Origin of the sequence: Flavobacterium tegetincola DSM 22377 (genome assembly GCF_000425485.1) — a bacterium.
Classification (GTDB): domain Bacteria; phylum Bacteroidota; class Bacteroidia; order Flavobacteriales; family Flavobacteriaceae; genus Flavobacterium; species Flavobacterium tegetincola.
The window spans coordinates 37589-58720 of record NZ_AUDN01000025.1; the positions used below are offsets into that span (position 1 = coordinate 37589).

28 protein-coding genes and 1 pseudogene are annotated in these 21132 nt (G+C 32.5%); 25 read left to right on the forward strand and 4 right to left on the reverse strand.

Annotated features, from left to right (window positions below; all coding sequences use genetic code 11):
• Nucleotides 1-188 precede the first annotated feature (188 nt).
• From H602_RS0107390 to H602_RS0107495, 23 genes and pseudogenes are all read left to right on the forward strand, one after another.
• The gene (locus tag H602_RS0107390) at nt 189-809 is read left to right on the forward strand and encodes a Riean_0653 family protein (protein ID WP_026977447.1); all 621 of its coding nucleotides are present in this window, start codon (nt 189-191) and stop codon (nt 807-809) included.
• Between the two features lie 62 nt (nt 810-871).
• Nucleotides 872-1486, forward strand: coding sequence for a Riean_0653 family protein (locus H602_RS0107395; protein ID WP_026977448.1), 615 nt, complete (start codon nt 872-874; stop codon nt 1484-1486).
• A gap of 96 nt (nt 1487-1582) precedes the next feature.
• A complete protein-coding gene (locus tag H602_RS0107400) occupies nt 1583-1828 on the forward strand; it encodes a hypothetical protein (protein WP_157504957.1) in 246 nt (81 codons plus the stop codon).
• Nucleotides 1825-2301, forward strand: coding sequence for a Riean_0653 family protein (locus H602_RS0107405; protein ID WP_026977450.1), 477 nt, complete (start codon nt 1825-1827; stop codon nt 2299-2301). Before H602_RS0107400 ends, H602_RS0107405 begins: the two co-directional genes overlap by 4 nt.
• A complete protein-coding gene (locus H602_RS20200; protein ID WP_211224056.1) occupies nt 2295-2444 on the forward strand; it encodes a hypothetical protein in 150 nt (49 codons plus the stop codon). The genes H602_RS0107405 and H602_RS20200 overlap by 7 nt, the downstream gene beginning before the upstream one ends.
• A 62-nt stretch (nt 2445-2506) precedes the next feature.
• Nucleotides 2507-2752, forward strand: coding sequence for a hypothetical protein (locus H602_RS0107415; RefSeq protein WP_157504960.1), 246 nt, complete (start codon nt 2507-2509; stop codon nt 2750-2752).
• Complete coding sequence (locus H602_RS0107420; protein ID WP_026977452.1) at nt 2749-3360, forward strand: Riean_0653 family protein; 612 nt, start codon at nt 2749-2751, stop codon at nt 3358-3360. The genes H602_RS0107415 and H602_RS0107420 overlap by 4 nt, the downstream gene beginning before the upstream one ends.
• A 50-nt stretch (nt 3361-3410) precedes the next feature.
• Nucleotides 3411-3569 (forward strand): hypothetical protein, encoded by a 159-nt coding sequence (locus H602_RS19860; RefSeq protein WP_157504963.1) that lies wholly within the window; start codon nt 3411-3413, stop codon nt 3567-3569.
• An 81-nt stretch (nt 3570-3650) separates the two neighbouring features.
• Nucleotides 3651-6794 (forward strand): T9SS type A sorting domain-containing protein, encoded by a 3144-nt coding sequence (locus H602_RS0107430; RefSeq protein WP_026977453.1) that lies wholly within the window; start codon nt 3651-3653, stop codon nt 6792-6794.
• A gap of 101 nt (nt 6795-6895) precedes the next feature.
• Nucleotides 6896-6994: pseudogene (locus tag H602_RS20340) on the forward strand (riboflavin synthase); the annotation flags it as partial.
• A gap of 197 nt (nt 6995-7191) precedes the next feature.
• A complete protein-coding gene (locus H602_RS0107435; RefSeq protein WP_026977454.1) occupies nt 7192-8112 on the forward strand; it encodes a hypothetical protein in 921 nt (306 codons plus the stop codon).
• A 256-nt stretch (nt 8113-8368) separates the two neighbouring features.
• Entirely contained in the window at nt 8369-8578 is a 210-nt protein-coding gene (locus tag H602_RS0107440; RefSeq protein ID WP_026977455.1) for a hypothetical protein, read from the forward strand.
• The gene (locus H602_RS0107445; RefSeq protein WP_245574933.1) at nt 8575-8883 is read left to right on the forward strand and encodes a type II toxin-antitoxin system RelE/ParE family toxin; all 309 of its coding nucleotides are present in this window, start codon (nt 8575-8577) and stop codon (nt 8881-8883) included. Before H602_RS0107440 ends, H602_RS0107445 begins: the two co-directional genes overlap by 4 nt.
• Nucleotides 8884-8978: 95 nt before the next feature.
• Nucleotides 8979-9995 carry a recombinase RecA gene (gene recA / locus H602_RS0107450; protein WP_035759139.1) on the forward strand — a complete coding sequence of 339 codons (1017 nt, stop codon included), beginning with the start codon at nt 8979-8981 and terminating at the stop codon, nt 9993-9995.
• Nucleotides 9996-10121: 126 nt separating this feature from the next.
• A complete protein-coding gene (locus H602_RS0107455; protein ID WP_026977458.1) occupies nt 10122-10535 on the forward strand; it encodes a hypothetical protein in 414 nt (137 codons plus the stop codon).
• A 15-nt stretch (nt 10536-10550) separates the two neighbouring features.
• Nucleotides 10551-11099, forward strand: coding sequence for an RNA polymerase sigma factor (locus H602_RS0107460; RefSeq protein WP_026977459.1), 549 nt, complete (start codon nt 10551-10553; stop codon nt 11097-11099).
• Entirely contained in the window at nt 11096-12547 is a 1452-nt protein-coding gene (locus tag H602_RS0107465) for a porin family protein (RefSeq protein ID WP_026977460.1), read from the forward strand. Before H602_RS0107460 ends, H602_RS0107465 begins: the two co-directional genes overlap by 4 nt.
• 397 nt (nt 12548-12944) lie before the next feature.
• Nucleotides 12945-13385 carry a hypothetical protein gene (locus tag H602_RS0107470; RefSeq protein ID WP_026977461.1) on the forward strand — a complete coding sequence of 147 codons (441 nt, stop codon included), beginning with the start codon at nt 12945-12947 and terminating at the stop codon, nt 13383-13385.
• 10 nt (nt 13386-13395) lie between these two features.
• Nucleotides 13396-13800, forward strand: a complete 405-nt coding sequence (locus tag H602_RS0107475; protein ID WP_026977462.1) for a hypothetical protein — start codon at nt 13396-13398, stop codon at nt 13798-13800.
• 72 nt (nt 13801-13872) lie between these two features.
• Nucleotides 13873-14022 carry a hypothetical protein gene (locus H602_RS19870; protein ID WP_157504966.1) on the forward strand — a complete coding sequence of 50 codons (150 nt, stop codon included), beginning with the start codon at nt 13873-13875 and terminating at the stop codon, nt 14020-14022.
• Between the two features lie 101 nt (nt 14023-14123).
• Complete coding sequence (locus tag H602_RS0107485) at nt 14124-14639, forward strand: hypothetical protein (RefSeq protein ID WP_157504968.1); 516 nt, start codon at nt 14124-14126, stop codon at nt 14637-14639.
• Between the two features lie 133 nt (nt 14640-14772).
• Nucleotides 14773-15291: a hypothetical protein gene (locus H602_RS0107490; protein WP_026977464.1), complete on the forward strand. Its 519-nt coding sequence runs from the start codon at nt 14773-14775 to the stop codon at nt 15289-15291.
• Between the two features lie 145 nt (nt 15292-15436).
• On the forward strand, nt 15437-15970 hold the full coding sequence (locus H602_RS0107495; protein WP_026977465.1) for a hypothetical protein: 534 nt from the start codon (nt 15437-15439) through the stop codon (nt 15968-15970).
• Nucleotides 15971-16225: 255 nt separating this feature from the next.
• On the opposite strand, the gene H602_RS0107500 is transcribed toward H602_RS0107495, so the two are convergent.
• Nucleotides 16226-16966, reverse strand: coding sequence for a lysophospholipid acyltransferase family protein (locus tag H602_RS0107500; protein ID WP_026977466.1), 741 nt, complete (start codon nt 16964-16966; stop codon nt 16226-16228).
• Nucleotides 16967-17083: 117 nt separating this feature from the next.
• Here H602_RS0107500 and trpS point away from each other — a divergent pair, with 117 nt between their 5' ends.
• Both trpS and H602_RS0107510 read left to right on the forward strand, forming a co-directional pair.
• Nucleotides 17084-18061 carry a tryptophan--tRNA ligase gene (trpS, locus tag H602_RS0107505; RefSeq protein ID WP_026977467.1) on the forward strand — a complete coding sequence of 326 codons (978 nt, stop codon included), beginning with the start codon at nt 17084-17086 and terminating at the stop codon, nt 18059-18061.
• Nucleotides 18062-18194: 133 nt separating this feature from the next.
• The gene (locus H602_RS0107510; RefSeq protein ID WP_026977468.1) at nt 18195-19010 is read left to right on the forward strand and encodes a hypothetical protein; all 816 of its coding nucleotides are present in this window, start codon (nt 18195-18197) and stop codon (nt 19008-19010) included.
• Nucleotides 19011-19226: 216 nt separating this feature from the next.
• On the opposite strand, the gene H602_RS0107520 is transcribed toward H602_RS0107510, so the two are convergent.
• The 3 genes from H602_RS0107520 to dprA all read right to left on the reverse strand — a co-directional run bounded on the left by H602_RS0107520 (nt 19227) and on the right by dprA (nt 21101).
• The gene (locus H602_RS0107520; RefSeq protein WP_026977469.1) at nt 19227-19583 is read right to left on the reverse strand and encodes a helix-turn-helix domain-containing protein; all 357 of its coding nucleotides are present in this window, start codon (nt 19581-19583) and stop codon (nt 19227-19229) included.
• Between the two features lie 2 nt (nt 19584-19585).
• Nucleotides 19586-19915, reverse strand: coding sequence for a type II toxin-antitoxin system HigB family toxin (locus H602_RS0107525; RefSeq protein ID WP_026977470.1), 330 nt, complete (start codon nt 19913-19915; stop codon nt 19586-19588).
• Nucleotides 19916-20000: 85 nt separating this feature from the next.
• Nucleotides 20001-21101 (reverse strand): DNA-processing protein DprA, encoded by a 1101-nt coding sequence (dprA, locus tag H602_RS0107530; protein WP_026977471.1) that lies wholly within the window; start codon nt 21099-21101, stop codon nt 20001-20003.
• Nucleotides 21102-21132 lie beyond the last annotated feature (31 nt).

A 21132-nucleotide genomic window follows, 5' to 3' on the forward strand; every position in this document is an offset into this window, starting at 1 on the left:
TCAATCAATCTACAGTTACATCAGGAATAATCTATGACCAGTCTCTGCCATTAGCTGATTTATAACCTTTGACAAAAATAAACATCTATAATTATTACAACATGATTTAATTTCTACTTACACAAGCACTTTTAATTAAAATAATTAATTACTTTCAACAATATTTTAACCCCTTAAAGTCTATTATTATGAAAACAAAAATCTTATTGTTTTTAACTATTCTATCGTTAGTAAGTTGCAGTAGCGATGACTCATCCAACGACCCTGCATCGAGACTCCCGCCCGAAACCCAAACAGGTGCAAATACTTTTGGGTGCATTATTGACGGAAAAATACTACTACCTCGCAGTGGAAACACAAGTCAAATTAATCCACTCTACGGAGCCAGATTATTAAGGGGTTTTGCCGAATTTGATTTCGATTATTATGAATTAGAAATAATTGACCATAAAAGTAATAGAAGTGCAAGTTTTTATATTCACATGCATAATGCTGTTCAAAATGGAGTTGGCAGTTACATCATTGATGAGTCAAATGGAATGAATGGAATTGATGGTTATGCACACAATTATATACATTGCAATGTATATAGCCGGGAGACCAGTTCTTACCAAAAATATGTGTCTTTTGAAAATTCTGGTTCATTTATAATCACTAAATCAATGCGAAATGCAACAACTGGTAACATAATTTCTGGTACATTTAATTGTAAAGTTAGAAATATAAACAACCCTAATGATGAGATAGAAATAACGGATGGAAGATTTGACATTAATAGTTTAACAATAAAAACAACCTATTTTCCTTAAAATACATTAAGTAAATTTGACCTAAATAAAATTTTTCAATAACCAAAAAACACCTCCAAATTATGAAAAAATTATTTTTATTACTTATCACAACTTTTATTTTAAGTTGCAGTAGCGACGACTCTTCCAACGACCCCGTATTAAGACTCCCACCTGAAACCCAAACAGGTGCCAATACTTTTGGGTGCATTATTGACGGCAAAATACTATTACCACGTAGTGGAAATACAAGTCAGGTTAGTCCTCTCTCTGGAGCTAGACTATTTGGAGGTTACCCAGATGTATATGATTATCTCGAATTAGAAATAATTGATTACAAAAGTACTCCAAGAGCAAGTTTATTTTTTCACATGCATAGTGCTCCGGAAAATGGACTTGGAACCTTTATAATTAATGAGTCAAACGGAATGACCGATATTGATGGCTTCCAACACCATTATTTACATTGTAATATATTTAATAATAAAACAAATTCTTATCAACAATATGTATCTTATCAAAATTCTGGAACTTATACTATAAACAGATTGACTTTAGGTTCAGGAAGCGGATTAATAATTTCTGGAACGTTTAGTTGCAAAGTTAGAAATATAAAGGACCCTACTGACGAGATAGAAATTACAGATGGAAGATTTGATATCAATAGTTTAACAATAAAGCTTACATACTTTCCTTGATGATAGAGTAGCTTTTGTAAAGGCAAATCTATAAAATTAAATTAAAAATATTTCAAAAACCAAAACAAAATATAATAACCGAAAACACCCCAAATTATGAAAAAATTATTTTTTCTATTCAGTTGTATGTTGATTCCTTTTTACATACAAGCCCAATATGACAGTGCAGCAGCACCAAAAGCATTAGATTCTATGCTGGTCAATATTGACCAATCAACAGTTAGGACGGGTATTATTTATGAACGTACCTATCAAAAAGCCAATTTGTACAATTATAACAGTAAAGATTATAGTCATACTGCCGAGTACAGTTATTTAAACCCCTTAAATTTTAACCTATGAAAAAACTATTTTTACTATTTCTCACAACTTTAATAATAAGTTGCAGTAGCGATGACTCATCCAGCGACCCTGCATCGAGACTCCCACCTGAAACCCAAACAGGTGCTAACACTTTTGGGTGCATTATTGACGGGAAAATACTACTACCTCGTAGTGGAAACACTAGCCAAATTAACCCGCTTTCTGGGGCAGATTTAACAAGGGGGTATCCATCATTTGATTTCGACTATTTAGAATTGAAAATAATTGACCATAAGAGTACAAATGGTAGCATTTTGTTTATTCATATGCATAATGCAATTGAAAATGGGACTGGAAACTATGTTATTGATGAGTCTAATGGATTTACATCTATTGATGGATTAGAGCATCATTATCTATACTCTGATATATACGTACAAAAACAAATTCTTATCAAAGATATCTGTCTTATAATAACTCAGGAACTTTTAAAATTACAAGGTTTATGCTAGGTAATGAAAATTCTGGAACAATTATTTCTGGAACTTTTAATTGCAAAGTTAGAAATATAAATGACCCTTCTGATGAGATAGAAATAACAGATGGAAGATTTGACATTAATAGTTTAACTGTAGCTTTAACTTACTTTCCTTAAATAATTTTGACATTTAAGAGTAAGCTAATAAAAATTTCAATAACCAAAAAACACCCCAAATTATGAAAAAATTATTTTTTCTGTTCATTTGTATGTTATTCACTACTTACATACAAGCCCAAGATGACAGTGCAGCAGCACCAAAGGCATTAAATTCTATGTTGGTCAATATTGACCAATCAACAGTTAGGACAGGTATTATTTATGAACGTACCTATCAAAAAGCTAATTTGTACAATTATAACAGCAAAGATTATAGCAATACTGCCGAGTACAGTTATTTTAACCCCTTAAATTTTAACCTATGAAAAAACTATTTTTACTACTTCTAACAACTTTTATTATAAGTTGCAGTAGCGATGACTCTCTCAACGACCCCGTATTAAGACTCCCGCCCGAAACTCAAACAGGTGCTAACACTTTTGGTTGTATTATTGATGGCAAAATACTACTACCTCGTAGTGGAAACACAAGCCAAGTTAATCCTCTTTCTGGCGCAATCTTGTATGGGGGTTATCCTGATGTTTATGATTATTTCGAATTAAAAATTTTAGATTATAAAACACCTAAAAGTTCAAGTTTTCTTTTCCATTTGCATAATATCGTTGCTAATGGTATAGGAACTTATCAAATTGATAAATCTAACGGAATGAGAAATATCGATGGTATGAATAATAATTATATTCACTGTAATGTATTTAATGAAGAAACAAATTCTTATGAACAATTTCTATCTTATGATAATTCTGGGACGTATACTATAACAAGAATATCTGTTACTCCTGATTATACAATAATATCAGGAACGTTCAACTGTAATTTGAAAAATATTAATGATTCAAATGACGAAATTTCAATAACAGATGGAAGATTTGATATCAATAGTCTTACAGTATTTTTGAAATATTTTCCTTAAAAAATTATCTGTTAACAAATTTTTTTTAATAACCAAAAACACCCCAAACTATGAAAAAATTATTTTTTCTATTCAGTTGTATGTTGATTCCTTTTTACATACAAGCCCAATATGACAGTGCAGCAGCACCAAAAGCATTAGATTCTATGCTGGTCAATATTGACCAATCAACAGTTAGGACGGGTATTATTTATGAACGTACCTATTAAAAAGCCAATTTATACAACTATAATGCTAAAGATTATAGCAATACTGCCGAGTACAGTTATTTCAGACAAAGTTTGCTCGAAATGCACCGTGCGAGTAATGCTACTAAATTTATTTCGCTGGAAAAATTAGAAGAACTTTTAATTGATTCTTATGCTGATAATATTGTTGAAGTAGGGATTTTAAATACCGAGTTTAATGTACTTAATTATAATGTAGATGAACCGCGATTGGGTGGGATGACATTAGACACAGTTGCCAAAAGATTTACGGCAATACCCAACACGCCTCCTTTTTATACCATGCATACTTTGGTAATTGCACCTTTAATGGATGCAGTTGGGGGAGCTGATGTTAAGTTTAATTTTAGTAATCAATTTCTATTTACCAACGGCGATAAAAAAATTACTACGCTTGATGTTGATTTTGGAGAAGGAACCATAGAAAATATTATTGATAACGAAATTTTTAATGAAAAAAGCGTTACCATACAGTACGGCACTAATGGAACTAAAATTATAAAGTTTTTAATCACGTTTGATGATGGTACTACATTAGAAACTAATGGCGCTATCTATTTTACCAATACTACTCTTGGTGCAGGTGGTACAGCTAGTTGTGGCAGTACTGGTATTGAAGATTTGCGTCAAGATTTTTTAGCACAAAAAGCAACAGAACTTTCTCAAGGCTATATAGCAACCGACCCAAAAATTAAAGCACAATTGGATTACAGGGTTTTTTATAGTGCAGGAAATACCCAAAAACTCATCAAAAAACCTCTCATCATCATTGATGGTTTTGACCCTGGAGATAAAAGACGCATTCAAGATTGCGATTGTGCAATAGTCCCGAAATGTGCGTCACAATATCGAGGCTCTAATGGAAATTTTGACCCTGAAAAACATAAATCTATAGTGGATTTGATGATGTATTTTGAAAATGGAGTTCCAAAAGAGCTATTAGTAACATTAAGGGCTGAGGGTTTCGATGTCATAGTTGTAAACTTTCCTAATTATGAAACGAAAAACCTTACAAACAACCAGAATGTTATAATTGATGGTGGTGCTGATTATATAGAGAATAATGCTATGGCGGTGGTTGCCTTATTGCAAGAAATAAAAGGACAAGTAGAGACAAATGGAAGCACGAACAAAACGGCTATCATATCGCCAAGTATGGCAGGACAAATAGCACGATATGCTTTGTCTTACATGGAGAAAAAGTTTGAAGAAACTAATAATACTGACTGGAAACACAATGTATCTCTTTGGGCAAGTTTAGACAGTCCGTTTCTTGGAGCAAACATACCTCTTGGCGACCAAGCACTAATTTATTTATTGAAAGAAGAAGATGATGCAGCAGAAACATTCTATAATCAGGAATTAGCTTCTCCTGCTTCGCAACAAATGCTTATTGAGTTTCATAAACCTAAATTAAATCCATGGGTGTTGAATCCGAGTATTATGATTTCCAACTACAATCAAGTAGATACAAATTTTTTAAACGGACAAACTACGACTCAAGGACTACCTTTAAATAGAGGTAACACCTACTTTCAGCAACATTATAATAAACAATTTACAAGTGGTAAAGTAGGTTCGGATGGATGGCCTCAAGATGTTAGGAAAATTGCAATTGTAAATGGGTCATTAACGGGGTCAAAAGAAGCATTGAAACTTAATGGTCAACCTGAAGTAAGTTTTGCTAATGATGGCGAAAAAGTTTTAAATATCAGAGGATTTCAAAGAATTAGAATTGGTCTTCCATTTGGAGGGTCAATAGTATGGCGGATACATATTGCATCAATGGAAGTAATGTTCATGAAATCAGCTGGACAGGGTGGAAGAATTGCAAGATTCAAAGGTCCTGCAGAAAAGACGACAAATGCTACAAATATTAACAGTCGCGGTGTAATGGATAATGTACCAGGCGGTTATTATGATGTTCAAAACCAGCTAGCCGAACCCATTCTAAGCAACATTCCTTTACCTAGTGCATCTATAAGTGGTTTTAGCTCTTTTAGTTTGTCTAATATTATAGCTGAAGTACTTCATTCTTTCAGCCAAGCTTTTGGAGGCAGTGAGTTTCAGCTTAGAGAATTTAATCCAAATAATTCTTTTATTCCTACATTCTCATCATTAGCAATTCTAAATCCAAATCAGAGTTGGGCTACACCCTTAAATTATAATCTAATTTGTCCCACGAATAAGTTAACACCTTTTGATAGTTACTTTGGTATTGCTAAAAACACAGCCCATATTTCATTTACTAAAGAAAGTAAAGATTGGTTACTAAAGGAACTTGATAATAGTCCTCAAGCACCAAGTTTTCCTCTTAATGCTACAGCATTAACTGGCCCTGGAACGATCTGTACATCTGCAACCTACACTTTTGGAGATATTTGTAAAATTCCTAGTAATGCGGTTTGGACTAAATCTTCTAATTTGCAAATTACAAGCAGCAATGGTTTTTCTATAAATGTAAATAAAGTAGGAAATGGTCAGGGTTTTATTAAAGCAACTTTTCAAAATGGTACATCTGTAACCAAAAATATCTGGGTAGGAGTTCCACAATTCAACAGTCTAGTTCCTGTAGGTAACCAATCTGGCTATAATCCTAACCAACCAAACATTTCTTCTATGGACGGAGGCATTTCTTGTAATGGTATTAGTTTGAAAGTACTATTTGACTCAAATGCAATTTTAGAATATGAATGGGAAAAAATAACTTTAAATGTTAATTGGGGCGTTAGCCCTTCAAGTGGCAACTTAAGCCTAATGACGGTTTGCAATAAAAACTTTGTTTTTAAAGTTAGAGCTAGAAACTCCTGCGGTTGGAGTGACTGGAAACAATTAGAATTTTACATGAACAGATGTAATACTGATTGTGATACTTCTGCTCCATCAAACTCAGTTTCTGGTTTAAATTTTATATTATCTCCCAATCCCGTTTCAAGTGGTTTACTTACAATAGATATTAAACCTTCATCGCCTTGGTTTTATCCACCAGGAACGATTGACCCAATAACTGGTATGCCAATACCTGCACCTCTAGTGATAAAAAAAGTAAATATTAGTATTTTTACAAGTTCTGGAACATTAGTTCAATCTTATTCAAATAAAATAATTCCCACACAAATAGATATTTCCAGCTTAGCCAATGGAAATTATATTGTCCTTTTTGAACATTTTGGAGCAACTGAAAGCTATAATATCATTAAAGGATAATTTGGTTTTAAAATTAAAAAACAGGTTTTGATTAATTTCAAGACCTGTTTTTTATTTAATTGATTTCCTATAGATAAATCAGGTAGTTTTCATAATTATACAATAATAATTTCAAGCATTTTGAATTAGGAACAAAAATCAATTTGGAATTTGATGTCATTGGGAAATATGTGGCGAGATTGCATGGTTTGAGTAGATAAAATTTTTTAATTGCTAATTTTTAATGAAATGAGTCTATCAAAACGAACACGGTTAAAGCATGATAAAATGATTGCTGAAGCGGCTCCGAGATCAGAGAACATTTAAGATTGTGTGATTAAATTATTTATATTTGGAGACTAATTGTTTTTTTATAATTAGACAAAAGTTCCTTTTCATTAAATAACAGTACTTTATAATGGAAGTTTTTATAATTCAAGTAATAATTTTTGGGATCATTTTCTTAACATCTTATTTAGGACGTAAGAGTTTGGATATTACAGCAGTTGTTATTTCCGTCTTTACAATATTTGCTGTTTTCACAAGCTGGCTTATTATTTTACAATTTGTTACAATTGTAATTTCTTATTTATTTGCATTAGATAAAATGAGCTTACGTAAAGAACAAAAAATTCCTGCGAAAAATATAGTAATCCCACAGAACAATTCTAAATCTAATAATGATCGTGGTTGCCTTACTTTTACAACTTTATTTATAGTCGTTATGGGATTTTTATATGCTTATAATGTTTGGTCCGTAAAAAACTCAAATAATAAAATAGCTTCACCTACTATAATAGAAGAAAACACATTTAAAACGAAGGTAGATTCAAAAAATTATGATGATTATGAATATGAAAATAATTCAGATGAAGATCCTACATATTATGTTGATACTGTAAGTCATTCAAATTTTCAAAATTTTGATACTGAAGAAGAAAATAATTATTTTGAAGATGAATATAGATATGATGATGACTACAATGATTATCGAGACGCCTCTGTAAATGATGAAGATACTCATCACAGTAAAATGAAATATGGCAATTTTACATTTTTTCAAGATATAAATTGCGAAATAAATAATGCACAACTTCGAATCAGTAAAGGTGGAATTAACCAAATTAATTTTTTTCTCCAAGTAAGTAATAAATATCAAATGGGAGAGATATCTGGTAGTGCAATAATTTCAAAGGATTTTCAGACAGCGATTTTTAAATCAAAAGATTGTGAATCCTTAATATTTTACTTTTTGCCTAATGAACAAATTCATATTAAAGAATTTAATTGTGATAATTATCATGGTACAAATATTTGCTTTAATTCGGTGTTTTACTAATCAGTATAAAATTATTTCATATTATAACTAATACATCCGCTCCCTAAATTTTATATCAGAAACCGCGACGCGCCGAATGTTTCTGACTTCGCAGAAATATAATTTTTTCAATAAGCTTAAAACTGGAGACATCTTTTTAACAGAAGATAAAAAGCTTCGAGGTCAGAGACCATCGAAGAGCGGAGTATCATTTAAATTGCAATTTATAATTTGGAACAAAAATTGTACATTTGTTTACAAACAAAAAAATTTCATTATGAGTACTTTAGAATTAAAACAAGAACTACATACTCTAATAAATGAGGCAGACGACAACTTCATAAAGAAATTTTATGAAATGGCTAAAACATATGCTATTCAACTTGAAAACGAAAAGATGATTGAAGAAGCTGAAGATGATATTAGAGAAGGTAGACTTTACAGCCAAGAAGAGGCTGAAAAAATCATCGCAAACTGGAAACCGTGAAAAAACCTATTAATTGGACAGCACGTTCATTAAAAGATATAGATAAAATCACACGTTTCAACTCAATACTCTATGGTGTTGAAAAAGCAATTTTAATTTCTAATAGCATTGCTCAAGCTGTCAAGATTTTAGATAATGAAAACTTTACAGATTTAGGCAGCGTTGACAAAGACTTTGATTATTTGTCTCGTAATTACAGAAAAATATTTTACAATCATTGTAAAATAACTTATCGAGAAGGTACTACTAAAATTTATATCTGTCGAGTATTTGATACAAGACAAAACCCTAATAAAAATAAATAACAATCTACAGCGCAAAACACCTCCCAAAATAAATTTAAAATAAGTAATTCACATTCTAAAATTAAGTATTTTTACGAAAAATAAGTGCCAATACCATGAAAGAAAAAACAAGTTCAGAGAAGGAAAACAAGTTAAAAGCCTTACAGTTAACACTTGACAAATTAGACAAAACCTACGGAAAAGGAACGGTGATGAAAATGGGTGACAAAGCCATTGAGGAAGTAGAAACTATTTCTTCGGGATCTTTGGGAATCGATTTAGCATTAGGAGTGGGTGGTTATCCAAGAGGAAGAATCATTGAAATATACGGACCAGAATCTTCTGGAAAAACAACTTTGACACTTCACGCCATTGCAGAAGCTCAAAAAGCAGGTGGAATTGCTGCATTTATCGATGCAGAACACGCTTTTGATAGAAATTATGCTGAAAAATTAGGCGTTGATATTGAAAACCTAATTATTTCACAACCGGATAATGGAGAACAAGCATTGGAAATTGCAGAAAACTTGATTCGTTCAGGAGCAATTGACATTGTCGTTATTGACTCGGTTGCCGCATTGACACCAAAAAGTGAAATTGAAGGTGAAATGGGAGATTCTAAAATGGGTCTTCACGCACGTTTGATGTCGCAAGCATTGAGAAAATTAACAGGAACAATCAGCAAAACGCACTGTACCGTTTTCTTCATCAACCAGTTGAGAGAGAAAATTGGAGTGATGTTTGGAAATCCTGAAACTACAACGGGTGGAAATGCATTGAAATTTTACGCCTCAATCCGTTTAGACATTCGTCGTTCTTCTCAAATTAAAGACGGTGACAACGTTATTGGAAACAGAACCAAAGTAAAAGTGGTTAAAAACAAAGTGGCTCCACCATTTAAAGTCGCCGAATTTGACATTATGTACGGCGAAGGCGTTTCTAAAACAGGTGAAATTTTAGATTTAGCGGTTGAATTTGAAATCGTTAAAAAAGCAGGATCTTGGTTTAGTTATGGTGATACCAAATTAGGACAAGGACGTGACGCTGTAAAGTCATTGATTAAAGACAATCCAGAATTGGCTGACGAACTTGAAGTAAAAATCAAGGATAGAATTAAAGAAAACAACAATTAATTTCGCACAAGCGAGAGAATAGTTCAAAAAAACCGCTTCAATAGCAATTGGAGCGGTTTTTTTTGGTTTAAAACGCAACCTATAAAGGAATATCTCATCCTTATTTAAAATAAAAGCTTTTAAAAAATGAAAAAAATATTCCTACTACTTTTTGTATCTTTCCTTGCACTTTCCTGCTCAATTGATGATGGAGCTAACGATTATTACTACGAGATTTTGCCCGTCGAAAGTAATGATTTACCTGAATCCTTTGAATTTGGGAAAATTTATACCGTCACGCTAACCTACAAAAGGCCCACGGATTGCCACGGAAATGCTACTCTTTATTTTGAGAAAGAAGGTTCCACTCGTACGATTGCCATTCAAACTATAGTGGCAAATAAAAACAATTGCGAAGCAGTTCCAAATGAAGATTCGAGGGAATTGAAGTTTCAATTTGAAATTTTGAGCGACACGCCATACGTATTTAAATTTTACAAAGGCGAAGATGAGGCAGGAGAAGCCCTCTTTGAAAGCGTAACTGTTCCTATAATCAATTAAAAAAAATAAAAACCTGTGGGTTTAGACCAACTCATTATTGCTTGTAAAGAAAATGACGCCAAAGCTCAGGAGCAAATTTATACATTATTTGCTCCCAAGTTTTTTGGCGTCTGCTTGAAGTATTCCACCAACTATGCGGAAGCGGAGGACAATTTACAAGATGGTTTTATTATTATTTTTAAAAAAATGGAGCAATTTCAGTTCAAAGGCTCTTTTGAAGGCTGGGCAAAACGCATTATGATCAATAATGCCTTGCAAAAATACCGAACCCAAGTACGCTTTTTGGAAGTGGTCAATGACAATGTCGCGGAAGATGAAATTCCAGAACTTGATGATGAAGACGTTTCTTTGGATTATTTGATGCAAATAATTCAAGAACTGCCGGACCGTTATCGGATGGTATTTAATCTGTATGTTTTGGACGGGTATTCGCATAAAGAAATTGCTGAAATGCTTGAGATTACAACGGGAACCACGAAATCTAATTTGGCTCGAGCCCGAATGATTTTAAAGGAAAAAATTGACGTACACACTGGAAAAAATAAATTACCTTCGACAAAATGAATGACAAGAAAAACATAGACCGCTTGTTTCAGGAGCGTTTTAAAGATTTTGAAGCCGTTCCAGATGAACAAATTTGGAGCAACATTCACGATGCTTTACACGAGAAAAAACGAAAAAAAGTAATTCCGTTGTGGTGGAAATTCTCCGGTATTGCCGCTGGGTTTTTACTCGCTTTTTTAGCATTCAATACGTTTTGGTCGCCATCCGAAACTGAAACAAGAATAGTAATTTCACCAGAAAAAACTAAGCAATCCGATGCCGAAAAACCAAATGTTCCAACTGAAACAAAGATTGCAGTGGAAGACCCAACTGAAATTAATGTAGAAGAAAATTCCACAAAAAGCACTAGAATTACTCGTCAAAAAACAATCGTCAAAAGCAATTTAAATAGTCGTGCAATCAAAAAACAAAATGGAATTGCTGTAGAAAATACTGCGATTAAAAAATCTACTCAAAATCAATCGGCGTCAAATGCGATTCAAAATCAAAAGGCCGAAATTGATCAAATAGTTTCAAATAATTACATTAAAAGCGTTGGGAGTGAAAATTCATTTGAGGACGATTATATTTCAATAAACAAAGAAAAAATTGCTGATAAAAGCAGAAATTCCAGCGTAAATAATGATGCATTGCAAAAGGAGAAAGACGCTTTAGCAGTGACTTTAGTTGCGGAACCCAATCCTCTAGAAGAAATTTTGAAAAAGAAAAATGAGAAAGAAACTGCAGTTGCCGTTGTTAAAATAAACCGTTGGAATGTAACCACCAATGTGGCTCCTGTATTTTTTAGTTCCGCTGGTAATGGTTCGCCGATTGAAGCGCAATTTGAAGGCAATAGTAAAACTTTTGAAAATAATTTGAGCGTTGGAATTGGTGTTCAATATGCAGTAAATAAAAAATTATCGGTTCGGAGTGGCGTAAATAAAGTGAGTTTAGGTTATGGAACTAACGATGTGGTGTTTTTTGGCGGAATCAATTCTTCGGGCGTGAGTAATTTAAGTACTACCATGGCTACATCAAATATTGAAGTTATTAGTGCCAATAATATTGCGGCATTACGGCCTTTTGAAGACAACTTGTTGAATACTGAAAGTGGTGTTTTGAACCAAAGAATGGGTTATTATGAAGTGCCGTTGGAACTTTCCTATGCAGTGGTGGATCGTAAAATTGGCGTACGTGTAATTGGAGGTTTGAGTACTTTGTTTCTCAATGAAAATTCGGTTTCTGTGCAATCTGCCAATACGACGATGAGTTTGGGGAAAGCCAATAACTTAAACGACATTCATTTTAGCGGAAACGCTGGCGTGGGTTTTAATTATAAATTTTGGAACTCTTTTGAGGCGCACTTTGAACCGACTTTCAAGTACCAATTCAATACTTTTAGCCGTGATGCCGGAAATTTCAAGCCCTATTTTGTGGGATTGTATACGGGAGTAAGTTTTAGGTTTTAATTATAGGAGCTTATACTAAGGTTTATTTTAGTTGGAAAATCAATTTAAAATCAACTGTTAAATTTTAAAGTATTTATTTTTGTACGAAATTTTTTATTAATTTAGTAAAAATTTAATACTTTAAACACCCTAATTATGAGGGAAATTTCTTTACCACTTACTTGATGATTTAACTTCTGGTACAAACCGTGATGCAGTTGAAAATATGCCTCTGTATCAAACCCCTCCCTCTTCAAGTCCTGTTGATTGGAGTTGGAATACCTATGCAAAATATCTTAGCTTGCAAGGTTTAGCAAATTGTTCAGGGTTCAAGATTCAATACCCTTTAGGTTCAGATGAAAAATTCCTATATTATCAATATAATATTAATGCACATTATAATTTAGACTATTAAAAGATGAGAAATATTATTTTACTAGCAATTTTTATAACTAATTATTCAACTGCTCAGGAAATGCATAATATCCTGAAAAAAGATACCATTTATGTCATGTTTGAAGCAAGTGTTGATCAACGGAAATTAGATATTAAAGGATATCATAATAATGGATATTCGTTCTTGAAAACAATATTTTTTAAATCAGAGGTTATTGTTGATAGTCATTATGAGAATACTAAAATTAGAGATGCAAAAGTACTATGTAAACCTAAAAAATTTTTAAAAACGATACAAAAAAACACGATTGATGTAGGGTTCATGAGAAAACATGGAAACAATATTTTTGTAAAGTCACTATTTGGAACGGATAAAATATACTTCATTATTGATACGGCGGAATATAAAAAGAATATTGTAATACTAAGGGAGGTTAATTCTCCAGTAATTATTTTAGAATAAAATTACAATTATGAGAAAAAAACAAATAGTGATGATTTTGGGTATATTAACGTTTTCGTCTTGTAAAGTGCCCAAAAATCAAAATCAAGAAGATAATTTTAGAGATAAAGAAAAGCAAGAATGGATTTTTGCATTCAAGTCAAGTGTTTTTTATGAATGTGTTAAGCATAGTGGAGTTAAGATTGAAAAGGATGCATCTCCGTCTTTAAATTTTGAAGTTTTGGGTGATTTCAAGATTTCATCAAAGACAGATTTGATAGGAAAGAGTTATTCTAAAATCATTGAAGATAGATCCGCGTGGTTGAAAGATGGAGATTTAGATGGATATAAAGCTATTACTAATGGATGCTTGTCTTTCTTTGCCAGTAGAGAATTAGATTCTATTGCAAATGTAGAATTTGAAAGGTCAAGATGATATAATATGTCAATATATTGAAGGTGGAGATGATAAAACTATTTCCTAAATGCGAAATCTTTAAATAAATGGATGCGAGAAACCTTCGGGACAAATCCTGCAACTTCTGCCACTCCATATAACGATAAGCATCTTTCATTTACTGGTAGCGATGGTGGAACAAATGGTGAAAAATTTTCTAACTTGCCAGAGGTTCAAACTTGTCTGGACATGCAGATTTAATAAATGATAATTACTGTCTAGGAAATTGTAATTTTCAACTACCTGTTGAACATATAGATATATGGATTTTAAATTAAAAATTACTTTTTATACAAACAACTATGAAGAAAAATATATTATACTTTAGTTTTTTAATTGCTATATTTTCTTGTTCTAAAATGCCAAATCAAGCTTATTTTGGTGATGATTTTGGAAAAGGTGAAGGTTATAAGTATGGCAAAGTAAGTAACTCGTGGATTACCGCATACAAAGACAATGTTTTTTATAGCTGTATCAGAGAAGGATACAAAAATGATAGTATTTGGATATTAATGGATAAAGAAGATTGGTTCAACACTTATGATGCAATTGATTTGTTGGATATTGATTCGACTATTTTAATTGGACAGAAGGTTATTAAGAACCTACCGAAAGAAGTATATTTCAATTCTCAAGAGTTTCCTTCTGCTAACGACATAAGTAAACATAAAAATTACATATCTTCAACTTGTTTACACTACTACATAAGTAGAGAATTAGATTCAATTGCAAAGCAAGCGTTTAAGCGTGAAGTACAAAGAAAAACAGAATTATATGGCAAAAATTATTATCCGTTATCAGACAATGAAAAGAATTAACAGAAAAAAGAGAGGATAATGAAAATTATGTTTTTCAGGAAAAGCACTTAACAAAAATAGGAACAAAACATTTGGGTTGGCAACCTTGCCCATTTGATTGTTTTTTTAATTTGCAAATAGAAAGAATAGACATATGGATACTAGAATAAAAATTAAATTTATTTATTTTCAAGTTATATTAATTATGATAGCAAGTAATTTGAGTGCACAAGACTATGTTGTTAAAGACTCCATAGTTGTTAATGGAATTAAGCAAGAGTATTCACACATCAGCTTTGGAAAACATTCGGGCACTAAGTATTTTAAAATTATTTTATGTAACGAGGGAAATCGTGCCCTATTTGAAAATGAAATTATATATTGTAGAAATACTTATAAATCCGATTTCAGCGAGTTTTATTTAGTTCCTAAAGCGAGTATTAAATATGATGAACAAATACATACTGAAGAGATAGTATTTGCTTTATTAAAGAAAATTGATGCCCAGAGAATGAAATCTAACTTATCAACTAGTTTAATTCACTCCAAGTATTCAATTGACAAGGATATTTTTGAGTACTACACTGAAAAACCATTAAAAAAAGTAGAAGATTTTAAGGATTATAAGTTTATTGATAAATTAAGTAAGGTTTGCGATTTTTTGCGAGAATAATATCGAATTCTAACTGTTCCAATCACTTGGAATTACAATACTTATTTCACTTATTTAAGCTACCAAGGCTTAGAACAGATTGATAGTTTTAAATCATTATTTCCAGAAGGTTCAGATGCATTTTATATTTACAAGCAATATATGAATGATGGCCTTTTTAATTTATAATATTATAAAAAAAACCATATTATTACTGATTCTATTATTTGCAAATTGTTACTTCAGTTTTGCTCAAATTAATCATGAATTAAAAAAAATAAAGTGTCTGGATAAAATGCCTAATACCTACGAGCAAATAAAAGATCTTGACACAATATTTATCTTATATTATAAATCTGATTTAGATGGTTTTGAGCAAAATGCTTTCAATAAAAAAGGAAGTAAGTATAACAGTTATAATTTTTTTAATGTTCAATTTTTCCCTCTTCAAATTTATGATGAAATAGGATATGAAAAGGTCAATTTCCGAGAACCCCTCATTATGTATAAACGAAAGTCATTTATAACCAAAAATATTGAGCGAACTATAGATGTAAGATTTCTTAAAAAATATCATTATTACATATACACCGATTTTTATCGCAGAAAAAGAACTACTTTTATTATCGACTTAGATTCAAAAGTTAAAAATAAATATAAAATTATTCAGGTAAATTATCCTAGATATATAGTTGAGTGAAAATTATTATTGTGTTTCAATTAATAGCAGTGACTTGGAATTGGAATACATTTCCAGATTAATACTAACACAGTAACCTCCACTGGTTGCGATTAATCATAAAAAAATCGAGGGACACATGGTGTAGAAGTTAATGAGGGTGATCCGATACCTGTTTCCAATCCTGATTTTACTATTCCTAATGAAATAATCTTAACCAAACAACCCTAAAAAGCATATTTTCAACGGCTTGCTTTAGTGGTAAGCCGTTTTAACTTAAGCGTTAAACTTTAACAACTGATGATAAATAACCGTTCTCGTAGCATCTTTAATTTCTTTCTTATCACTCAGTTCTTTTCCTAAAGTAGGAATGGGTTCATGCATTTTTACCCGCATAATTCCCGGACTTCCGCTATAAAATGTATATGAAAAACGTTTTTTATTATCGGCAAATGTCAATGGAACAATAGAAATTTGATGTTCAATTGCCAGTCTAAACGCGCCGTCTTTAAACTCATCCAATACAATAGTTTCATCGCTAGGAACGCCTCCTTCTGGAAAAATACAGATTCCTAAACCACTGTTCAATCTTTTTTGAGCACGTTCAAAAACTGCCATTCTACTCTTAGAACTGGAACGATCCACTAAAATACAAGTTCGCTTGTAGAAATATCCGAACAATGGAATTTTGGCTAATTCCATTTTTCCAACAAACACGAATGGATTTCTCACTACAGCCAACATCAGCATAATGTCGGTCATTGAGGTATGATTGGCCACAAACATGTAGCTTTTTCTTTTCTGTAACTTGGTTTCTCTTTCAACAGTATAGTAAAATCCAGAAGCATACAGCGTGAATTTTGCCCAAACACGTGCTAGTCTAAAAAAATGCGGATACCATTCTTCTTTCAAACTTGAAATAAACAGTAACGGAAACATGACAATAATAGGAATTGCCATCATGATGTAAAACCAAATGCGCCAAAGAGTCCAGAAAATAACTTTAAAAAACCGCATAGCGATGGTGTTTAATTAAACGATTAGGTAAATTTGATTAATTTAAGTGGTTCAAATGTAAGAATTCAATCTTTACTTTTTACGAAAATCGGTACCTTTGCGGAAATTAATTTGACCATGGCAAAAATATTAACGGGAATTCAAAGTACAGGAACGCCTCATTTGGGAAATCTTTTGGGTGCAATTATTCCTGCAATTGAATTATCTAGAAAACCTGAAAACGAAACTTTTCTTTTTATCGCTGATTTACATTCTATTACACAAATAAAAGACGGCGAAACTTTAAGAGAAAACACATACAGTACGGCGGCAACTTGGCTTGCTTGTGGCGTGGATATTTCTAAAGTTACTTTCTACCGTCAAAGCGATGTGCCTCAAACAGCAGAATTGTCGTGGTATTTGAGTTGCTTTTTTCCATTCCAACGTTTGACATTGGCACACTCATTTAAAGATAAATCTGATAGATTGAGCGATGTTAATGCTGGATTGTTTACTTATCCGATGTTAATGGCGGCTGATATTTTATTATACGATGCCGAGTTTGTCCCTGTGGGAAAAGACCAATTGCAGCACATTGAAATTACCCGTGATGTGGCTTCCCGTTTCAATAATCAAATGGGCGAAACTTTTGTGTTACCTGAATCCTATTTGCAAGAAGACACCAAATATGTTCCCGGAACTAATGGTGGAAAAATGAGCAAATCAGCCAATAATATTATTAATATTTTCTTGGAAGACAAGAAATTGCGCAAGCAAGTAATGTCTATTGAAACCGACAGTACGCCTCTGGAAGATCCAAAAGACATCAACACGTGTAAGGTTTTTGCTATTTACAAATTATTAGCAACCGAAACTCAAATTGCGGAACTGACGGAAAAATATAAAAATGTAAATCAAGATTTTGGTTGGGGTCATGCCAAACAAGCCTTATTTGAACTCATTACAGAACGTTTTAAAACGGAACGTGAGAAGTACAACTATTACATGTCTAATAAAAATGAAATTGATGAAGCCTTGGCATTAGGTGCTGAAAAAGCAAAAACAGTTGCCAATGGCGTTTTAAGTAGAGTTCGAGAGAAATTGGGGTATTCTTAAACTCTTTCATATAGCACTATAAAGCTTAGGGTGTGGTTATTACAATTTTTTTAAGAAAATTTTAATAACCACATTTCTTTTAAGCCGATTGTTATGTATAATTTTATAAGAAATAACGAAACAAAACACAATTATGAAAAAAATAAACATGTCCACTTTAGGACTTTTGACTTTTGCTCTTGCTACTATGACTTCTTGCAAAGAGGAGGCAAAAACTGATACAACAGTTGAAACTACGATTGAAACTCCAGCAAAATCTGAAATTGCCATCACTCCTATTGAAGATTCAAAAATGTTTCCGGGTGCAAAATTAATGGTGAGCTCACAAGTAGCAACAGCTGCAAATGCTGATTCTGTAAGTTTGAAAACCATGTACAAGGTTTCTAATTTTGAACTGACAATGCACACTGAAGGTCATAATGGCGAACATATGGCAAATTCGGGTCAAGGACAACACATCCATTACATTTTGGACAATACGCCTTATGCAGCTTTGTATAAACCAGAACATGAAGTGAAATTGAAAAAAGGAAGTGAACACTATTTACTTTCATTCTTATCGCGTTCCTACCATGAATCTTTGAAAGAAAAAGATGCATTTGTGGTAGAGCATTTCAAAATTAGCGACAAAGGAGCCTACGAAAAATTAGCTGTTCCAACAGAACCAATGTTGTTTTACAGCCGTCCAAAAGGCGAATATAAAGGAGCAGACACAAAAGCAATTTTACTTGATTTCTTTGTAGTCAATACCACTTTAGCGAAAGACGGTTTCAAGGTAAAAGCAAATGTAAACGGTCAAGATTTCTTACTTGATGAATGGAGACCGTACCAAATCACTGGACTTCCAATGGGAGAAAATATTATCACTTTAACGCTTATGGATGCAAGTGGAAATGCTGTTTCTGGAGAAAATACTTCTGTAGAACGCAAGATCACATTGATGGAATAAATTTTATTAGAATTTAAATATTGAAAAGCGATGCTATTGATTTAGTGTCGCTTTTTAATTTAAAAGAGTTACGTACACAGCTTGCATTAAGTGGCTTGCGATTAAAAACTGATGTTATCGAATATAGACAAGCTTTTGAAATTTTGAAGAAAATTCGGAAATATCAATTTCATTATTACTAATGGATAGCGAGTTAGTAATGGTTATTGCAATATATTAAACACTATGCAAAAATACTTCTGCTGGAATACTAAAATAATTTTTTAATTTTTGAGCCATTTTTAAAGTAATTTCGCGCTTGCCTGAAAGAATCGCAGAAACGTGTCCTTTACTTCCAATAACCGATTCAAGATCTTTAGCTTTAATTCCCATTTCCGCCATCTTATATTTTATGACCTCTAAAGCATCAAGTTCAGGTAATCGATAATATTTATCATCGTAATCTTTAACTAGAACTATTAGTAAATCTAATTCATCAAATTCCGCTGTATTCTCTTTTGCGTGAAATATTTCCATTAATCGCATGGACGCCTTATCATAGTCGTCCTCTGTTTTTAAGACTTTCCATTTCATAGTTACTTCCATTTAAAATTTAAAATTGCTGTGTCAAAAGAAACAGTTTCTACACTGATTTTATCATATTCTTTGTGCGTTCCAAACCAAATTACATAACATGCATTTTGTAAAAATTTTATTGAAACGACCAATCGAAAATCATTTCCCTTTATATTAAAAACAACTCGCTCATTGTTAACAATACTTGCGTTTCCATATACTCGTTTGAGTTCGTTGAAATTATTGAAATCTTGTTTTGTAAATTCACTGTACCAAATCAATAACGGCATTTCTGCAATTGGATATTTATCGGTGTAAAATAAAATTGTTTTCCTTACAAGGATTTTCATGGTACAAATGTATTTCAAAAGTTTTCAAATTGCAAACTTTTACTATCTAATTATTTTTCGAATTTGAAATTGAGGTATTATTTCTTTATATTGACTCAAACAATTTCCCCGGCAAAGGTCTAATTACTCCTTTCAATTCCATATTCAGTAACATTCCCGACAACACATAAATAGGAAATCCACAATCCAAGGCAATCGTATCCATAAGTTCTTTCCCTTTTTGCAACAAATAATCGTAGACAATTTGTTCGTCGGGCTGGAGATCCACAAATAGTTGCTTTTGAATGGCTTTCTTAGATTCTTTAATGTCCCAATTGAGCATGTAAATTAAATCGGCGGCACTCGTTAGTAAGTTTGCTTTTTGGGTTTTAATCAAGTTATTGCAGCCTAAACTGAATTTATCGGTAATTCTTCCAGGAACGGCAAAAACATCTCGGTTGTAATCATTTGCCAACATTGCGGTAATTAAAGAACCTCCTCTTTCGGCAGATTCAATAACAATGGTAGCTTCCGTCATTCCAGCAACAATCCGGTTTCGTTTTACGAAATTCTCTTTATCGGGATTGCTTGAGCTCCAAAATTCCGTCATAAATCCGCCATTTTCCTCCATCTTTTTGCAGTACTTTTTATGAGAAGCCGGATACATTTGATTTAAACCATGCGCTAAAACTCCGATGGTTTGCAAACCGTGTTCCATGGCCGCTTGATGCGCTACAATATCCACACCATAAGCAAAACCACTAACTATGATTGGATTTAAAGGAGCGATTTCAGCAATTAAATTTCTACAAAATTCAGCGCCATGCGAAGTAACTTGGCGTGTTCCCACAATACTAATGATTCTGCGCTTTTGCAAATTTATGTTTCCTGCCGAAAATAGTAAAATGGGTGCGTCAAAACAATGCTTGAGCTTTTCGGGATACAAATGATCTTTGTAAAAATGAACATCAATATTATTGTCCTGAATGTACTTCAATTCGGCTTCTGCTTTTTGAAACACCGATTTGTCTTTCAGGTTCTGTACTAAAATGGATCCTATTCCATCAATAGAAGTGAGTTTATTGGCCTTTGCATGGAAGATTTCTGAAGCAGTTTCAAAATGATTCAGCAGCTTTTTAGCCACCACGTCACCTACCAATTCTACTTTTTGGAGTGCTAAAAGCGAAAATAATTCTTGTTCGGTCATGGCAAATATTTGAATATCAAATTAAAGCTAT

Excerpts from the sequence above, each read along its gene's own strand:
- dprA (WP_026977471.1), bottom strand. The coding sequence starts at position 21,101 with ATGACCGAACAAGAATTATTTTCGCTTTTAGCACTCCAAAAAGTAGAA.
- H602_RS19870 (WP_157504966.1), top strand. The coding sequence starts at position 13,873 with ATGCGAGAAACCTTCGGGACAAATCCTGCAACTTCTGCCACTCCATAT.
- H602_RS0107485 (WP_157504968.1), top strand. The coding sequence starts at position 14,124 with ATGAAGAAAAATATATTATACTTTAGTTTTTTAATTGCTATATTTTCT.
- H602_RS0107440 (WP_026977455.1), top strand. The coding sequence starts at position 8,369 with ATGAGTACTTTAGAATTAAAACAAGAACTACATACTCTAATAAATGAG.
- H602_RS0107430 (WP_026977453.1), top strand. The coding sequence starts at position 3,651 with ATGCACCGTGCGAGTAATGCTACTAAATTTATTTCGCTGGAAAAATTA.
- H602_RS0107405 (WP_026977450.1), top strand. The coding sequence starts at position 1,825 with ATGAAAAAACTATTTTTACTATTTCTCACAACTTTAATAATAAGTTGC.
- H602_RS0107420 (WP_026977452.1), top strand. The coding sequence starts at position 2,749 with ATGAAAAAACTATTTTTACTACTTCTAACAACTTTTATTATAAGTTGC.
- H602_RS0107490 (WP_026977464.1), top strand. The coding sequence starts at position 14,773 with ATGGATACTAGAATAAAAATTAAATTTATTTATTTTCAAGTTATATTA.
- trpS (WP_026977467.1), top strand. The coding sequence starts at position 17,084 with ATGGCAAAAATATTAACGGGAATTCAAAGTACAGGAACGCCTCATTTG.
- H602_RS0107435 (WP_026977454.1), top strand. The coding sequence starts at position 7,192 with ATGGAAGTTTTTATAATTCAAGTAATAATTTTTGGGATCATTTTCTTA.
- H602_RS0107465 (WP_026977460.1), top strand. The coding sequence starts at position 11,096 with ATGAATGACAAGAAAAACATAGACCGCTTGTTTCAGGAGCGTTTTAAA.
- H602_RS0107510 (WP_026977468.1), top strand. The coding sequence starts at position 18,195 with ATGAAAAAAATAAACATGTCCACTTTAGGACTTTTGACTTTTGCTCTT.
- H602_RS0107400 (WP_157504957.1), top strand. The coding sequence starts at position 1,583 with ATGAAAAAATTATTTTTTCTATTCAGTTGTATGTTGATTCCTTTTTAC.
- H602_RS19860 (WP_157504963.1), top strand. The coding sequence starts at position 3,411 with ATGAAAAAATTATTTTTTCTATTCAGTTGTATGTTGATTCCTTTTTAC.
- H602_RS0107520 (WP_026977469.1), bottom strand. The coding sequence starts at position 19,583 with ATGAAATGGAAAGTCTTAAAAACAGAGGACGACTATGATAAGGCGTCC.
- recA (WP_035759139.1), top strand. The coding sequence starts at position 8,979 with ATGAAAGAAAAAACAAGTTCAGAGAAGGAAAACAAGTTAAAAGCCTTA.
- H602_RS0107470 (WP_026977461.1), top strand. The coding sequence starts at position 12,945 with ATGAGAAATATTATTTTACTAGCAATTTTTATAACTAATTATTCAACT.
- H602_RS0107415 (WP_157504960.1), top strand. The coding sequence starts at position 2,507 with ATGAAAAAATTATTTTTTCTGTTCATTTGTATGTTATTCACTACTTAC.
- H602_RS20200 (WP_211224056.1), top strand. The coding sequence starts at position 2,295 with ATGCTAGGTAATGAAAATTCTGGAACAATTATTTCTGGAACTTTTAAT.
- H602_RS0107525 (WP_026977470.1), bottom strand. The coding sequence starts at position 19,915 with ATGAAAATCCTTGTAAGGAAAACAATTTTATTTTACACCGATAAATAT.
- H602_RS0107395 (WP_026977448.1), top strand. The coding sequence starts at position 872 with ATGAAAAAATTATTTTTATTACTTATCACAACTTTTATTTTAAGTTGC.
- H602_RS0107495 (WP_026977465.1), top strand. The coding sequence starts at position 15,437 with ATGATGGCCTTTTTAATTTATAATATTATAAAAAAAACCATATTATTA.
- H602_RS0107500 (WP_026977466.1), bottom strand. The coding sequence starts at position 16,966 with ATGCGGTTTTTTAAAGTTATTTTCTGGACTCTTTGGCGCATTTGGTTT.
- H602_RS0107455 (WP_026977458.1), top strand. The coding sequence starts at position 10,122 with ATGAAAAAAATATTCCTACTACTTTTTGTATCTTTCCTTGCACTTTCC.
- H602_RS0107390 (WP_026977447.1), top strand. The coding sequence starts at position 189 with ATGAAAACAAAAATCTTATTGTTTTTAACTATTCTATCGTTAGTAAGT.
- H602_RS0107475 (WP_026977462.1), top strand. The coding sequence starts at position 13,396 with ATGAGAAAAAAACAAATAGTGATGATTTTGGGTATATTAACGTTTTCG.